The 15351-nt window shown below is 70.8% G+C and carries 10 protein-coding genes and 1 pseudogene; 3 read left to right on the top strand and 8 right to left on the bottom strand.

Going from position 1 to position 15351, the window contains the following annotated elements; all coding sequences use genetic code 11:
- Positions 1-220: 220 nt before the first annotated feature.
- From glpK to IEZ19_RS46845, 5 genes and pseudogenes are all read right to left on the bottom strand, one after another.
- Positions 221-1741 (bottom strand): glycerol kinase GlpK, encoded by a 1521-nt coding sequence (gene glpK, locus IEZ19_RS46865; RefSeq protein WP_189317495.1) that lies wholly within the window; start codon positions 1739-1741, stop codon positions 221-223.
- Positions 1742-1762: 21 nt separating this feature from the next.
- A complete protein-coding gene (locus IEZ19_RS46860) occupies positions 1763-2500 on the bottom strand; it encodes an MIP/aquaporin family protein (protein ID WP_189317494.1) in 738 nt (245 codons plus the stop codon).
- A 429-nt stretch (positions 2501-2929) separates the two neighbouring features.
- A complete protein-coding gene (locus IEZ19_RS46855; protein WP_189317493.1) occupies positions 2930-4579 on the bottom strand; it encodes a GGDEF domain-containing protein in 1650 nt (549 codons plus the stop codon).
- Positions 4580-4710: 131 nt separating this feature from the next.
- A pseudogene (locus IEZ19_RS46850) lies at positions 4711-5892 on the bottom strand (lipid-transfer protein).
- A complete protein-coding gene (locus IEZ19_RS46845) occupies positions 5889-6335 on the bottom strand; it encodes a Zn-ribbon domain-containing OB-fold protein (RefSeq protein WP_189317492.1) in 447 nt (148 codons plus the stop codon). The pseudogene IEZ19_RS46850 and the gene IEZ19_RS46845 overlap by 4 nt, the downstream one beginning before the upstream one ends.
- Before the next feature lie 222 nt (positions 6336-6557).
- Between IEZ19_RS46845 and IEZ19_RS46840 the strand changes: the two genes are divergently transcribed.
- Positions 6558-7094, top strand: coding sequence for an NUDIX domain-containing protein (locus IEZ19_RS46840; RefSeq protein WP_189317491.1), 537 nt, complete (start codon positions 6558-6560; stop codon positions 7092-7094).
- Between the two features lie 9 nt (positions 7095-7103).
- Here IEZ19_RS46840 and IEZ19_RS46835 read toward each other — a convergent pair whose 3' ends face one another.
- Positions 7104-9464 carry a glycoside hydrolase family 31 protein gene (locus tag IEZ19_RS46835; RefSeq protein ID WP_189317490.1) on the bottom strand — a complete coding sequence of 787 codons (2361 nt, stop codon included), beginning with the start codon at positions 9462-9464 and terminating at the stop codon, positions 7104-7106.
- A 212-nt stretch (positions 9465-9676) separates the two neighbouring features.
- Here IEZ19_RS46835 and IEZ19_RS46830 point away from each other — a divergent pair, with 212 nt between their 5' ends.
- Together IEZ19_RS46830 and IEZ19_RS46825 are read left to right on the top strand one after the other, a co-directional pair.
- The gene (locus IEZ19_RS46830) at positions 9677-11644 is read left to right on the top strand and encodes an acetoacetate--CoA ligase (protein ID WP_189317489.1); all 1968 of its coding nucleotides are present in this window, start codon (positions 9677-9679) and stop codon (positions 11642-11644) included.
- A 152-nt stretch (positions 11645-11796) separates the two neighbouring features.
- Positions 11797-12705: a DUF8829 domain-containing protein gene (locus IEZ19_RS46825; protein WP_189317488.1), complete on the top strand. Its 909-nt coding sequence runs from the start codon at positions 11797-11799 to the stop codon at positions 12703-12705.
- Positions 12706-12777: 72 nt separating this feature from the next.
- Here IEZ19_RS46825 and ptsP read toward each other — a convergent pair whose 3' ends face one another.
- A complete protein-coding gene (ptsP, locus tag IEZ19_RS46820; protein ID WP_189317487.1) occupies positions 12778-14448 on the bottom strand; it encodes a phosphoenolpyruvate--protein phosphotransferase in 1671 nt (556 codons plus the stop codon).
- An 80-nt stretch (positions 14449-14528) separates the two neighbouring features.
- Entirely contained in the window at positions 14529-14978 is a 450-nt protein-coding gene (locus IEZ19_RS46815; RefSeq protein ID WP_189317486.1) for a PTS sugar transporter subunit IIA, read from the bottom strand.
- Positions 14979-15351: the final 373 nt, after the last annotated feature.

Raw genomic sequence — 15351 nt, 5'->3', positions numbered from 1 at the left:
ATGCGGCCAACCCGCACCAACCCCCGAACCCCACCACCGGACCTAACAAAGCCCTACTAGTGCTGTGACCGGAAAGGTTCACCGGCTCGCGGCGTCCGGCACGGCACCTCGCGGCGTTGTCGCATCACCCGAGTACATCCAGTACGCGGGTGACGCTCCGCCTTGCGATGCACCGCACCGGACGCCGCGAGCTTCCCGGCAAACCTTCCCGGCCACAGCACTAGTTGTCACCCTCCTCGAGCCAGCCGAAGCTCTTCTCCACGGCCTTGCGCCAGTTGTGGTACTCGCGGTCGCGCACGGACGCCTCCATCGAGGGCGTCCACTCCACGTCCTTCCGCCAGTGCGACTTCAGCTCGTCGAGGTCGTTCCACACGCCCGTGGCTAGGCCGGCCGCGTAGGCGGCGCCCAGGCACGTCGTCTCCGACACCTTCGGGCGGATCACGGGCACCCCGAGCACATCGGCCTGGTGCTGCATGAGCAGGTTGTTCTTGGTCATGCCGCCGTCCACCTTCAGGGTGGTGATGTGCACCCCGGAGTCCTGGAACATGGCGTCCACGACCTCCCGCGTCTGCCAGCTCGTCGCCTCCAGCACTGCACGCGCGAGGTGCGCCTTGGTGACGTACCGGGTCAGGCCAGTGACGACCCCGCGCGCGTCGGAGCGCCAGTACGGCGCGAACAGGCCCGAGAACGCGGGCACGATGTAGGCGCCCCCGTTGTCGTCGACGCTTGCCGCCAGGGTCTCGATCTCGTCGGCGGTGCGGATGATGCCGAGCTGATCGCGGAACCACTGCACGAGCGCGCCCGTTATCGCGATGGACCCCTCCAGGCAGTAGACCGGCGCCTCACTGCCGATCTTGTAGCCCATCGTCGTCAGCAGCCCGCTCTTCGAGGGGACAGGCCGATTGCCCGTGTTGAGCAGCAGGAAGCTGCCCGTGCCGTAGGTGTTCTTCGCCGTTCCGACGTCGTAGCAGGCCTGCCCGAACACGGCCGCCTGCTGGTCGCCGAGCGCCGAGGCGACGGGGACGCCGGCGAGCTGGCCGACGGCGGTGCCGTAGACCTCGGCGGAGGACCTGATCTCGGGGAGGACCGCCTCGGGCACGTTCATCGCCGCGAGGATGGACGGGTCCCACTGGAGGGTCTCCAGGTTCATCAGCATGGTGCGTCCGGCGTTGGTCACGTCGGTGACGTGCCGGCCGCCGTCGGTGCCGCCCGTCAGGTTCCAGATGAGCCAGGAGTCGATGGTCCCGAAGGCGATCTCGCCGCGCTCCGCACGGTCCCTGAGCCCCGGCACGTTGTCGAGCAGCCAGGCCGCCTTGGGGCCGGAGAAGTAGCTGGCCAGCGGCAGCCCGGTCTGTTCGCGGAAGCGGTCCTGCCCGTCCGTGCCGCCCAGTTCGTTGCACAGGGCCGCGGTGCGGGTGTCCTGCCAGACGATCGCGTTGTGCACGGGCTTGCCTGTGGCGCGGTCCCACAGGACCGTCGTCTCGCGCTGGTTGGTGATGCCGAGCGCGCTGAGCTGATCGGCGCGCAGCCCGGCCTTGGCGAGCGCTCCGGCGACCACGGCCTGCACCTTGGACCAGATCTCGGTGGCGTCGTGCTCCACCCAGCCGGGCCTGGGGAAGATCTGGCGGTGCTCACGCTGGTCGACGGCGACGATCGCGCCGCCGTGGTCGAAGATGATGCAGCGGCTTGAGGTGGTGCCCTGGTCGATTGCGGCAACGTACTTCTCGGCGGTGTCCGTCATGGCTACCCCTTGGTCGCTGGGTCAGAAGGCTGCGTTGTAGATGAGGCCCGCGAGCGCCCCTCCGATCAGGGGGCCGACAACCGGAATCCAGGCGTAACCCCAGTCGGACGTGCCCTTGTTCGGGATCGGCAGGAAGGCGTGCACGATGCGCGGGCCGAGGTCGCGCGCCGGGTTGATGGCATACCCGGTGGGCCCGCCGAGGGATAGTCCGATGCCGACGACGAGCAGCGAGACGATCAGCACGGTGGTGCCGGACTCGCCGAGGCCCTTGGTCAGCCCGAAGGCGAGGATGGGCAGGACGAGCGCGATCGTCGCGATGATCTCCGTGACGAGGTTGGCGACCGGATTCCGGATCTCCGGGATCGTGGAGAAGATGCCGAGGGTCGGAGTCGGTTCCTCCGCCGAGTCCTTCTCGCGGACGTTGGCCTGGAACTGGGCGAAGTAGACGAGGTAGGTGAGGACCGCGCCGAGCATCGCGCCGGCGACCTGCCCCAGCAGATACACCCAGACCTTGTCCCACTTGCCGGTGTCGACGGCGATGCCGATGGTGACGGCGGGATTGAGGTGCCCGCCGGAGAGGGGGGCGGCGGTGTACGCGCCCGCCAGCACGCCGAATCCCCAGCCGAACGCGATGACGACCCACCCCGAGGCCCGCGCCTTGGAGTATCTGAGGGTGACGGCGGCGCAGACACCGGCACCGAAGAGGATCAGGATCGCGGTACCGATGATCTCGCCGACGAATATGTCTCCGTTGCTCATGGCGGCTCCTAGGCGCTGGCTCCCGGGGGATCGACCCCGGTCCTCCGTGCAGGAACGGTTCCCTTGGCGACTTCAGCCGAAGGCGGGGAGAGTCCCGCGCCCCGCCCGGCGTCTGTGACGAGCGTGCCGTCGTAGCCGAATCGCCCGTGGGTGAACGTGCCATGGCTCGGCAGGAGCCCGCGGCGCGGTGCCTGATTACGCCGAGAATGTACGGCGATGTCGACCGACACCGGGAAGTGTTCACCGGTGCCTGGAGAGCGTCAAGGTCGCCGACAGCAACGGTGACAGCGACGCGCCCGGCGTGACGGGAGGCCCAACAGACGGTCCACGTACGGTCCCACGCGCGCGTGGAGCCCAGCAGGCGTGCCGGTGTTGTCCCGCACGTGCGGAGGTTCAACAGCCGTGCCCGGCACGGTGTGGTGGGGTCGGTCAGACGTGGGGCTCGGCCGCCGCGTACCCCGCCTGGGCCGGCGCGACCCCTGCGCCGCGCCGGATCTCGTGTCCGGGCAGTCCCGCGCGCCCGAGCACCCAGCTGGCGCCGCTCAGCGACTTCGCCGCCTGCTTCAGCGGTGCCAGAAAAGCCGCCGCCTGCCGGTGGTCGGCCACGCTGCCCGGCACGCACACGACGGTGGCCAGCGACAGCGTCACACGGCGGCCGCCCGCCGACCACGGCATGTCGAGCACGGCCGTGACCAGCCGGTCCAGCCCGTCCTCGGCCGAGAGCACCAGGAAGTCGTCACCGCCGATGTGCCCCACGCGCGTGTTCCCCGACGCGGAGTGCTGCAGCGCGCGCCCCACCGAGCGGATCAGCTCATCGCCGGCCGCGAACCCGGCACCGTCGTTGACCCGCTTGAAGTGGTCGATGTCCAGCCAGCTCAGCGCGCACGTACGCCCGCGCGCGAGCCACCGGTCCAGCTCGCCGGTGATCGTGTCCGAACCGGGCAGCCGCGTCAGCGGATTGAGCCCGGCTGCCTCCTCGACCTGACACTCGGCCAGCGCCCGGACCAGGTCCGCCAGCCGTACGACGCCCACACAGCGCCCGTAGCGGTCGACCACCGTGACGTCGTCCGAGGTACGGTCCTGCCCGCCGACGGCCACCACCTCGAGAACCTGCCACGCGGTCGCGCCGACGCCGACCGTGCGCGGTGGATCGCCCAGCTTCACGGCGGGCCGGTCGGCGTACAGCGCATGCCCGTAGCGGCCCGACATCGACAGCAGGAAGCGGGACCGATGCACCGAACGGACCGGCACCCCGGCCTGGTCCACGAGCAGCACCCCGGACACGTCAGGCGACCCGGTCAGCAGTGCGCGTACCTGCCCCGCCGAGGCGGTCACCGGCAGCAGGGCGGCGGGCCGTACGAACTCCAGGACCGACGGACCCGAGCCGGGCGCCGCCGGGGCTTCGGGGGGGCGGGGCGGAACGTATACGTCCGCCGCGGGGATCCGGGCCGGCGGCGCGAACAGGTCGCCCTGCGCCAGCTGCGCACCGGCCGACACGGCGGCCGCGCACTGCAGTTCGGTCTCCACGCCCTCGACGGCCAACAGCGCGCCGAGTTCCTCGCACAGGGTGCGCATCGCCCGCACGGCGGCCGGTCGCGACAGCAGCGAGGCGTCCAGTTTGACGAGGTCAGGGCTCATGTCGGTGAGCAGCCGCAGGGGCACGTCCCCGTCCCCGATGCCGTCCGCGCTGATCCGGAAGCCCTGCTCCCGCAGCGCCGCCACCGCTTCCAGGAGGGCCCGCTGCGGCACGTGCGTGTACGGCGGGACGATGTCGAGGGTCACCTCCCACGGCATCCGGCCCGCATCCCGCACGGCGGAATGCAGCGGCGTGAGGCCGCCGAGGTCGGCCAGAGTGGCCGCGAACACGTTGACGTGCAGCGGCAGGAGCGCCTCCTTGCGGGCCGCCGCGCGGAGCGCCAACACGGCCAGGCTGCCGTCGAGTTCGGGGTCACGACGGGCCTCGGCCAGGATGTCGCCGGTCTCCGGGCGGGCGAGTACCTCCAGTGCGGCGACTCCGCCGGTCGTCAGATTGACGATCGGCTGGAAGGCGAAGCGGAGCGTATCCGACCAGGACTGCACGGGAGCAGTCTGGCGCCGCCCGCGCACGCCCAGGCGCAGTTCATAAGACGTTCACGCAGGATTCCGAGCCGGTCACACAGCGTATGGGTAACCCGGAAACCCTCCTGTCACCCGGCCCCGTCAATCACCCGTCAGCGCGTGGCGATCACCGACGAACCGTGCCCGAACAGCCCCTGGCTGGCCGTGATCCCGACGCGCGCGCCGGCCACCTGCCGATCGCCGGCGGCGTCCCGCAACTGCCAGGTCAGCTCGCAGACCTGGACGAGCGCCTGGGCCGGCACCGCCTCACCGAAGGAGGCCAGCCCGCCGCTCGTGTTCACGGGTATGCGCCCGCCGAGGGCCGTCGCGCCCTCGCAGAGCAGCTTCGCGCCCTCACCCTCGCCGCACAGCCCCAGATCCTCGTACCACTGCAACTCCAGGGCGGTGGACAGGTCGTACACCTCGGCCAGGGACAGGTCCTCGGGACCGACGCCCGCCTCCTCGTAGGCGGTCCGGGCTATCGACGCCCGGAACGTCTCGGCCGGGGGCTCCATCGCCGACGCCGAGTCCGTGGCGATGTCCGGCAGGTCCAGCACGGTGCTCGGATAGCGCGGTGTAACCGTGGACACCGCCCTGATCCGCACAGGCCGCGCCGCACCATGTCGACGCGCGAATTCGAGGCTCGACAGCACCAGCGCCGCGCCTCCGTCCGAGGGCGCACAGATGTCGAGCAACCGCAGCGGATCGGCGACCACCGCTGAGGCGGCCACCTCCTCGGCGGTGACGCGCTTGCGGTAGCGGGCGTACGGATTCAGCGCACCCGCCGCGGCGTTCTTCACCTTGACCCGCGCGAAGTCCTCCACGGTGTCCCCGTGCGCGGCCAACCGGCGCCGTGCGTACAACCCGAAGTACGCCGGATTCGTCGCCCCCAGCAGCCGGAAGCGCAGCCAGTCGGGGTCGTCGTGCCGGTCCCCGCCGGCGGGCCGGAAGAACTCCTTCGGGGCCGCGTCCGCCCCGACCACCAGCACCACGTCCGCGAGCCCAGCCAGGATCTGCGCACGCGCCGCGGCGACCGCCTGCGCTCCCGACGCCTACACACTGGTGACCCTGGCCCCCTGCCAGCCCAGGGCCTTCGCGAACGAAGCCCCCGCGACATATCCCGGGTAGCCGCTTCGCACCGTGTCCGCGCCGACGATCGAGCCGATGTCCCGCCATTCCAGGCCGGCGTCGGACAGCGCAGCGCGGGCCGCGAACGCGCCGTACTCGACAAAACCGCGCCCCCACTTGCCCCAGGGGTGCATGCCCACGCCGAGCACCGCCACGTCCGTCGTCATGCCGCCACCCGCCTCGGCCGCCAGTTCCAGGTCGTCCAGGTCGTGTCCGCGTCCTCGTGGAGCACTCCGGGTACGACCTTCACCTCCATGCCCACCGCCAGATCCGCGACGGTGATGCCGGGAGCCGCTTGTCCCAGTACCACGATCCGCTCGCACTCCAGCTCCACCGCGATCAACGCGTACGGCTCCCACGGAAGTTCCGGATGGCTCACATAGGGTGACGGTGGCCGATAACGGCTGTCCGTGTACGACCAGATCCGCCCACTCCGAGAAAGCGGGACCTCGGTCAGCTCGCCGCCGGGGCATTCCGGACTGCGGCAGTGGACGTCCTCGCGCGGGAAGAAGACCGCCGCGCACGCCGCGCAGCGCGTGCCGAGGAGCCGGAAATCCTCTCCTTCACCGGTGAACCAGCCGGAGACAGCAGGCGTCCGTGTGCGCGACAAAGCCCCTCCAGAGCTGACCTGACGGGACGTCAGAAGTGTGCCACGGGCCGTCGGAAATGGGCAGGCCGTGCCGCAGAACCGGACCGGGCTCGGCCGCGTCGTGGCATCCGGAGGGGCGACCGGGGCCCACGGGGGTGGTTCCGGCCGCCCCTCCGTTTGCGACCGTGCCTGATCCGGCGGCTTCCGGAAGACGTCCTTCCTGCGATCGGATACAGTCCGCGCGTGTCCGAAATTCAGCACCCAACCGCCAACTCCGCGCCGGACTCGCACTGTTCGAGCTGCGGAGCGCCCCACGGAGAGGGAGTCTCCGGCTTTCCTCGCACCTGCGCCGCCTGCGGAGCCACCGCCTACCGCAATCCGCTGCCGGTCGCGATCGCCCTCCAGCCCGTGTACGACACGAAGGGCACCGCCCTGGTCGTCATCACGCGCACCGTCACCCCCGCGCGCGGGGGCATCGCACTGCCGGGCGGCTACATCGACGACCGTGAGGACTGGCGGCAGGCCGTCGTGCGCGAACTCAAGGAGGAGACGGGCATCGACGCCGCGAGCCGCGACGTGCGACTCGTCGACGCGATGAGCTCGCCCGACGGACACCTGCTGCTCTTCGGGCTCCTCCCGGAGCGCCCGGCCGACGCCCTCCCGGCGTCACAGGCCACGGACGAGACCGAGGGCTGGCACCTGCTGCGCAGGGCCGAGGAGCTCGCCTTTCCGCTGCACACCCTGGCTGTGCGGGCATTCTTCGAGGGCCGGTACATCTGAGTCCACCGCTCACCCGAGCCCTCGTATGCGCACCGGGTAGGGCGGCACACCCGCGCCGTCCTCACCCTCGCGTCTGACCATCACCCGCCGGCCCTCCCAGCGGGCGACGTACCGTTCGATCTCCGGCTCGTTCCACCCGTCACCCGCGTCCGGCACGACCAGCCCGCCCCCGGTCCGGCCACGGGCGGGCGCCCACACCTCGAGCTCGACCCCGCCGTCCGCACCCCGTACGGGAATCACGGCACCCGCGCGCGCGAGCACCGGAATCCTCGACAACGGGGTGTCGACGAGAACCTGCCCCGGACCCTCGTACCCCCTCTCCGTTTCCGTGTCGTACCAGCGTCCCCGGGGAAGCAGCACGGCACGCCGGTCCGCGCCCGGGTCGAGCACGGGCGCCACCAGGAGGCTGTCGCCGAGCAGGAAGACGTCCTCGCAGTCACGCAGGGTCCGGTCCTCCGGCGCACCCCACCACACCGGACGCACATAGGGCGCACCGGTGCGCCGGGCCAGATGTGCGAGCGTCATGAAGTACGGCAGCAGGCGCCGGCGCTCGACGAGCGCCACGCGTGCGTGCTCCAGCACCTCGGCCCCGAACTCCCACGGCTCCCTGCGCCCCGCCCGCAGGCACGCGTGCGTGCGGAACAACGGCAGATACGCGGCGAGCTGGAACCACCGCAGAAACAGCTCCGGCGACGGGCTCCCGTCGAAACCGCCGACGTCCGGCCCCGAATACGGCACGCCGCACAGCCCGAGCCCCATGACCAGCGACAGGGACGCCCGCAGCCCCGGCCAGCCCGTGGCCACGTCCCCCGACCACGCGCCCCCGTAACGCTGCATACCGGCCCACCCGGAGCGGGAGAAGAGGAACGGCCGCACCTGGGGCGACAGCTCGCGCAGGCCCTCGTAGGCCGCTCCGGCCATGCACAACGCGTACACGTTGTGCGCCTCCCGGTGGTCGCCACCGACCCCCTCCAGGGAGTGCCGGGCGGAGCGGGGCAGCGTCGACTCACCGAAGGCGTTGAAGGACGTCGGCTCGTTCATGTCGTGCCAGAACCCGGCGAAGCCCTGCGCGAGCCGCTCCTCGTACAGCCCGCCCCACCACTTGCGCACGCGCGCGTGCGTGAAGTCCGGAAAGACCGACTGCCCGGGCCACACCACACCCCGGACCACGTTCTCCGACGCGTCCCGCACGAAGGCGTCCACGGCCGTCCCGCTGTCGTACACGGCGTTGCCCGGCTGCTCCTTCACGGCCGGATCGATGATCGACACCAGCCGGATTCCGTCGCGCCGCAACTCCTCGGCGAGCGCCGGCAGGTTCGGGAAGTGCTCGCGATCGACCGTGAACACCTGATGTGCGTCGTAGTGGTCGATGTCCAGGTGCACGGCATCCAGCGGAAGCTCGCGCTCCCGGTACCCCACGACGATCCGCCGTACCTCCTGCACGCTGCCGAAACCCCAGCGCGCGTGCTGGTGCCCGAGCGCCCACGCGGGCGGCAGCGCCGGCGCACCGGTCAGCAACGCCCAGGCACGCAGCACGCGCGCGGGGGTGCCCACCATGACCCAGCAGCGCAGCGGACCGCCGTCCACCCTCACCTCGCACCGCCCGGCCCGGTCGTGACCCGAACCGGCGCCCTCCTCGCCCTCCTGCAGCGTCACCGTCCCGTCCCACGTGGTGTCGTGGAACACCAGGTGCGTGGCCGCGTCCGCCACCACCAACTGGACCGGCATCGTGATGTACAACGGATCGTCGCCGGGCGCGAAGGCGCGACCCGGGTCGGTGTTCCACAGCCGGTACGTCCCGTCGCGGAGCCGGGGTCCCGACGCCCGGCCGCCCAGACCGAAGAAGCGCGCGTCCGCCGCCACCTCCGACCGCTGCATCCAGCGCGCCATCCCGCCGCCGACCGGCTCCCACCACCGCGGCGGCATCTCGCGCCGCAGCGTCACCCCGCCCGGCGTGCACACCTCTATGGCGCCGTGCCGGGAGACGACGACGGTCACGCGCTCCGCGACGACCCGCCAGCCGCCGTCCTTGTCCGGCTCGAGGACAGCCCGCGGATCGGGCTCCGGGCAGTGTCCGGCGAGTGCGTACGACGGCTCGGGGCCGGCCCCGTCCCAGCCCCAGAAGACCGCCCCGTTGACATCCACCGTGATCTGCAGCTCGGACCTGGCGAAACGGATGAGACCGCCCCCGGGCCCGGGCTCGACACCGTGCACCTGCCCCGGCACCCGCGCGCGCTCCGCGCCCCGCGGCGGCAGCGCGACCGCGTCGGTACGCCTCCTGCGCCACGCGGACCGTACGGTACGCAACCCCTGAGCCGCTCTCGCCGAACCGACCACTTTCACCGAACGCACCAGGTCACGACCGTCCATGCTGTTCACCCTGCCACTCCGTGCCCCGCGCGCGCGTGTCGTTCAACTGCCGTTCACCTGTGCCGAGAGCACATCTTCATGACACGGACTATGTGGGGCTCACCCTGGTGCAGAAGTCGATCACATGGCATCGTCCGTGTCACCGCGTCACGCGCACAACCCAGCCCGTGCGCGAGTGACGCACACGACGCGCACTGTCCGGGAGCCGCCCCATGTCGACCGCGAACCCCCTGCCGCTCTGGCAGCCAGATCCGGAACGGATCGCCCAGGCACGCATCACCAAGTTCCAGTCCTGGGCGGCCGAGCACCACGGCGCCCCGTCCGCGGGTGGCTACTTCGCGCTGCACCGCTGGTCCGTGGATCAGCTGGACACCTTCTGGAAAGCCGTCACGGAGTCGTTCGACGTACGGTTCTCGACGCCCTACGCGCGCGTACTCGGCGACCGCTCGATGCCCGGCGCGGAATGGTTCCCCGGGGCGACGCTGAACTACGCCGAGCACGCCCTGCGCGCCGCCGCGACCCGCGCGGACGAACCAGCGCTCCTGTACGTCGACGAGACCCACGAACCGCGCCCGGTGACCTGGTCCGAGCTGCGCCGCCAAGTGGGCTCCCTGGCCGCCGAGCTGCGCGCCCTCGGCGTACGCCCCGGCGACCGTGTCAGCGGCTATCTCCCGAACGTCCCGCAGGCCGTCGTCGCCCTCCTCGCCACGGCCGCCGTGGGCGCCGTCTGGACCTCCTGCGCCCCGGACTTCGGCGCGCGCAGCGTCCTCGACCGCTTCCAGCAGGTCGAACCGGTCGTGCTGTTCACGGTCGACGGATACCGCTACGGCGGCAAGGAGCACGACCGCCGCGAGGTCGTCGCCGAACTGCGTCGCGAACTTCCCACCCTCCGCGCCGTCGTCCACATCCCCCTCCTCGGCACCGAGGCACCCGAGGGCGCCCTGGAGTGGTCTGCCCTGACGTCCGCCGACACGGAGCCGGTCTTCGAACAGGTCCCGTTCGCCCACCCCCTGTGGGTGCTCTACTCCTCCGGCACGACCGGCCTGCCCAAGGCCATCGTCCAGTCCCAGGGCGGCATCCTTGTCGAGCACCTCAAACAGCTCGGCCTGCACTGCGACCTCGGCCCCGGGGACCGCTTCTTCTGGTACACCTCGACCGGCTGGATGATGTGGAACTTCCTCGTCTCCGGCCTCCTCACGGGTACCACGATCGTCCTGTACGACGGCAGCCCCGGCTATCCGGACACGGGCGCCCAGTGGCGAGTCGCCGAACGCACCGGAGCCACCCTGTACGGCACGTCGGCCGCGTATGTCATGGCCTGCCGCAAGGCCGGGGTGCACCCGTCCCGCGACTTCGACCTCTCCGCGGTGCGGTGCGTCGCCACCACCGGCTCCCCGCTGCCCCCCGACGGTTTCGGCTGGCTGCACGACGAGGTCCGCGACGACCTGTGGATCGCCTCCGTCAGCGGTGGCACCGACGTCTGCTCCTGCTTCGCGGGCGCCGTACCCACGCTCCCGGTGTACACCGGCGAACTCCAGGCGCCGGGCCTCGGCACCGACCTGCAGTCCTGGGACCCCAGAGGCAATCCCCTCGTGGACGAGGTGGGCGAACTGGTGGTCACCAACCCCATGCCGTCCATGCCCATCTACTTCTGGAACGACCCCGACGGCAGCCGCTACCACGACAGCTACTTCGACACCTACCCCGGAGTCTGGCGCCACGGCGACTGGATCACTGTCACCTCCCGCGGCTCCGTGATCATCCACGGCCGATCCGACTCCACGCTCAACCGCCAAGGCGTACGCATGGGTTCGGCAGACATCTACGAAGTCGTCGAGCGGCTCCCCGAGATCAAGGAATCCCTCGTCATCGGCATCGAACAGCCCGACGGGGGCTACTGGATGCCCCTGTTCGTGCACCTGGCCCCCGGAGCCGTGCTCGACGAGGCACTCCTGACCCGCATCAAGCAGGCCATCCGCGAACAGCTCTCCCCGCGGCACGTGCCCGACGAGGTCATCGAGGTCCCCGGCGTCCCGCACACCCTCACCGGAAAGCGCATCGAGGTCCCGGTCAAGCGCCTCCTGCAGGGCGCCCCCCTGGAAAAGGCCGTCAATCCGGGCTCCATCGACAACCTCGACCTGCTGAGCTTCTACGAGGAACTGGCCCGCAAGCGCGCCTGACCCGGCCAAAAGACCTGGTCAGCCTCTATGGACGGCCTCGGGCCTCGCTCAGCATGACGGCGAGGTCCCAGGCCGCCCGCGGCGCGCGATCCCGTTGTCAGTGCCACCGGTTACTGTGAGTGAGCATTGATCGACCGTGCACTGGGGGAAACATGGCACACACCGACCACCTGACCATGCGCCGCGCCTTGCGCCGCGAAATCGCGGGAACCATCGGCCTGCTGACCGACGAGCAGGACTTCCAGACCATGCGGCGGTGCTACCGCAGCTTCACCTTCGACGACCACGTCACCTACCTCCGGCAGATGGAGGCCCTCCTCAGGGCCCGAGCCTCGCAGGGCGGCCACACCACACTCGCGCTGTTCGACCCGGCGGAGTACGCCCAATACTGCGCGGAAAGCGGCCTCGAGCCGGACACCCCGTCGAGTCGCACCCGGTTCACCGCCGAACTCGCCGTCACCGGCGCCACCGTCCCGTACGACGGCCAGGCGCTCGGCGACCTCGTGCTCGCGCTCGTCGACGAGGCCGTCCACCAGGCGACCTGGGAATACGCCAGCACCCTCCTGGCGCGCCTCGGCCCCTGCGCCACCTGCGGCGAGGACATCGGGCGCGCGGCCTTCAACCGGGCCTCGGACCTTGTCGTCCGCATCCTCGACACGGCATCACCCGGCGACCGCCACCTCGTGTGCAGCGTCTCAGGACCACCGGAAACCCTCGTGTCCGTCCTGCACGCCGACGAGGACGCCGAGGGCATCACACGCCTGGACGAGGCGGAAGCCCTCGAATTCACCACCGTCCTCGCGCTGGGCATCGCCACCCGCAGCCCCGGCGGACTCGTCATGCGCACCAGCGCCCCCGGCACTGCTGACCGCATCTACGGGTGGCGGATCCGCAAGGACGGCCTGGAGCCCCTCACCGCCGGCGAGGTCTTCGACGCCTATTGCACCGACATCGAATCCGGTGACCTCATCTCCCCGGAATCTGGCGTCGACTACTGCGCCCCACCCGACCTGGGAGAGGACGGTGGAGGCGACGGCACGACTCCGAGGCACCACCACTGAACATGCCAGGGGCGCCCCACCCGTAGGCGGAGCGCCCCTGGAGAACCAACGACGGCGGCCCGGCGCGACTTGCTACTCGCCGGACAGGACCGCCTGGGCCGCGCCCCTCGCCTCCTCGGCACTGTCCGTCGCCCGGGCGGCCGTCGCGGCTCGCTCGCACTGGGTCAGCGTGTACTTGGCCAGCGTCGCCCGGACATAAGGAATGGACGCGGCACCCATCGAAAGAGAGGTGACACCCAGACCCGTCAGCACACAGGCCAGGAGCGGGTCGGACGCCGCCTCGCCGCACACACCACAACTCTTGCCCTCGGCCCTCGCCGACTCCGCGGACAGCGCCACCAGGTCGAGCAGCGCGGGCTGCCACGGATCCTGCAGCCGGGACACCGCACCCACCTGACGGTCCGCGGCGAAGGTGTACTGCGCGAGGTCGTTCGTCCCCAGGGACAGGAACTCGACCTCCTGCAGAATCGAGCGCGCCCGCAGCGCGGCCGACGGAATCTCCACCATCGCGCCGAACTTCGCCTGCAGCCCCGCCTCACGGCAGGCCTCGGCAAAGGCCTTCGCGTCGGTACGGTCGGCCACCATCGGAGCCATGATCTCGAGATGGACCGGCAGCCCCTCTGCGGCCTTGGACAGCGCGGTCAGCTGGGTCCGCAGGATCTCGGGGTGGTCGAGCAGCGAGCGCAGCCCTCTTACGCCCAGCGCGGGGTTCGGCTCGTCGGCAGGAGTCAGGAAGTCCAGCGGTTTGTCCGCACCCGCGTCCAGCACCCGCACCACGACGCGGCCCTCGGGGAACGCCTCGAGCACCTGTCGATAGGCCTCGACCTGCTTCTCCTCGGAGGGCGCGTTCTTGCTGTCGTCCAGGAAGAGGAACTCGGTGCGGAACAGACCCACACCCTCGGCACCCGCCTCCACGGCCGCCGGCACGTCCGCCGGACCACCGACGTTGGCCAGCAACGGCACCTTGTATCCGTCCGCCGTGGCACCCGGCCCGGTCGACGCGGCCAGCGCCGCCCTGCGCTCGGCGGCTGAGGCCTCGAGCTCTGCCTTCTTCTCCTCGCTGGGGTTCACGAAGATGTCGCCGGTGCTGCCGTCGACGGCGATCACCGTGCCCTCGGCCAGCTCACGCGCACCCGGCAGCGCAACCACGGCCGGCACACCGAGCGCCCGGGCCAGGATCGCGCTGTGACTGGTCGGCCCGCCCTCCTCGGTGACGAAACCGAGGACCAGCGTCGGGTCGAGCAGCGCCGTGTCGGCAGGCGCCAGATCACGGGCGACGAGGACGTACGGCTCGTCGCTGTCCGGAACACCCGGCATCGGGACGCCCAGCAGCCGGGCGACGATGCGGTTCCGTACGTCGTCGAGGTCGGCCACACGGCCGGCGAGGTACTCACCGGCCCCTGCCAGCAGCTCCCGGTACGCGGCGAACGCGTCGTAGACGGCCCGCTCGGCCGTGCTGCCGACGGCGATACGCCGATCCACGTCGGCCATCAGCTCGGGGTCCTGGGCCATCATGGCCTGCGCCTCGAGCACCGCCTGCGCTTCGCCCCCGGCCAGATTGCCGCGTGCCATCAGATCGGCCGCCACAGCCTCCACGCCCTGGCGAGCCCGCCCCTGCTCGCGCTCCGCCTCTTCCGCCGGGATCTGCTTGGCCGGCGGTTCCAGCACCGGCGTTCCCATGTGCCGCACCTCGCCGATCGCCACACCGTGGCTCACGCCGACGCCTCGCAGCGTTGTCTCCATCTCACCCGTCTCCATTAATGGCGGCAGGTCCCGCCGCCGCGGTGGTTGTCCTGGCTCGCCGTCGTACGACGGCGGTGACGTCAGTTCCAGGCGAAGAGACTGTCGCCGGCCTTCACATCGCCGTCGTCACGGAGGTCGGAGAGGGAGTCGGCCGTGGCCTCCAGCGCCACCACCGGGCACACCGGGGACTTTCCGGCCTCCTCGACGGCGGCCGGGTTCCAGCGCACGACGGCCTGCCCACGCGTCACGGTGTCGCCCTTGTTGACCAGCAGCTCGAAGCCCTCACCGTTCAACTGCACCGTGTCGATGCCGAGGTGCGTGAGCACGCCGTGTCCCTGGTCGTCCACGACGACGAAGGCGTGCGGGTGCAGAGAGACGATGACTCCGTCCACGGGGGCGACGGCCTCGGAGAGCTCACGCACGGGGTCGATCGCGGTGCCCGGGCCGACCATGGCCCCGGAGAAGACCGGATCCGGCACGGCAGCCAGTCCGATGGCACGTCCAGCGAGAGGGGACGTCACGGTGGTCATGGGAAGCCTCCCGAGGGTGGGGCTGCACAGATGGGCCGTCACTGCTTGTCCCGGACGGCGCGCTGAGCAGCAGGGTATGTCAGATGAGGAGCCGGTTCCGCATGGAAGCTACCAGCTAGTGGTCTAGACCACCAACCCAATCGATTTGCACGGGCTCGGAGGCCGCTGTACAGTCGTACTCCTGCTTGAGAACGAGTGACGCGACTTGGCGTCCTTGATCAGCAGCATCCAACTTGTCAGATCCTATCTCGGGGTCCCTTCCGCATGTCTGCGGGAGAGTGGTCAGAGGGACGGAAAAACACTGGTAGAGTTTGGAAACACCGAAGGGAAGCGCCCGGAGGAAAGCCCGAGAGGGTGAGTACGAAGGAAGCGT

Source organism: Streptomyces brasiliensis, from assembly GCF_014647875.1.
GTDB lineage: Bacteria > Actinomycetota > Actinomycetes > Streptomycetales > Streptomycetaceae > Streptomyces > Streptomyces brasiliensis.
The sequence above is the reverse complement of the archived record's forward strand: the minus strand, read 5'-3'. Positions and strand labels throughout refer to the sequence as shown.

Coding starts and splice junctions, on each gene's coding strand:
- glpK (WP_189317495.1), bottom strand. CDS start 1,741: ATGACGGACACCGCCGAGAAGTACGTTGCCGCAATCGACCAGGGCACC.
- IEZ19_RS46860 (WP_189317494.1), bottom strand. CDS start 2,500: ATGAGCAACGGAGACATATTCGTCGGCGAGATCATCGGTACCGCGATC.
- IEZ19_RS46835 (WP_189317490.1), bottom strand. CDS start 9,464: ATGGACGGTCGTGACCTGGTGCGTTCGGTGAAAGTGGTCGGTTCGGCG.
- IEZ19_RS46830 (WP_189317489.1), top strand. CDS start 9,677: ATGTCGACCGCGAACCCCCTGCCGCTCTGGCAGCCAGATCCGGAACGG.
- IEZ19_RS46825 (WP_189317488.1), top strand. CDS start 11,797: ATGGCACACACCGACCACCTGACCATGCGCCGCGCCTTGCGCCGCGAA.
- ptsP (WP_189317487.1), bottom strand. CDS start 14,448: ATGGAGACAACGCTGCGAGGCGTCGGCGTGAGCCACGGTGTGGCGATC.
- IEZ19_RS46815 (WP_189317486.1), bottom strand. CDS start 14,978: ATGACCACCGTGACGTCCCCTCTCGCTGGACGTGCCATCGGACTGGCT.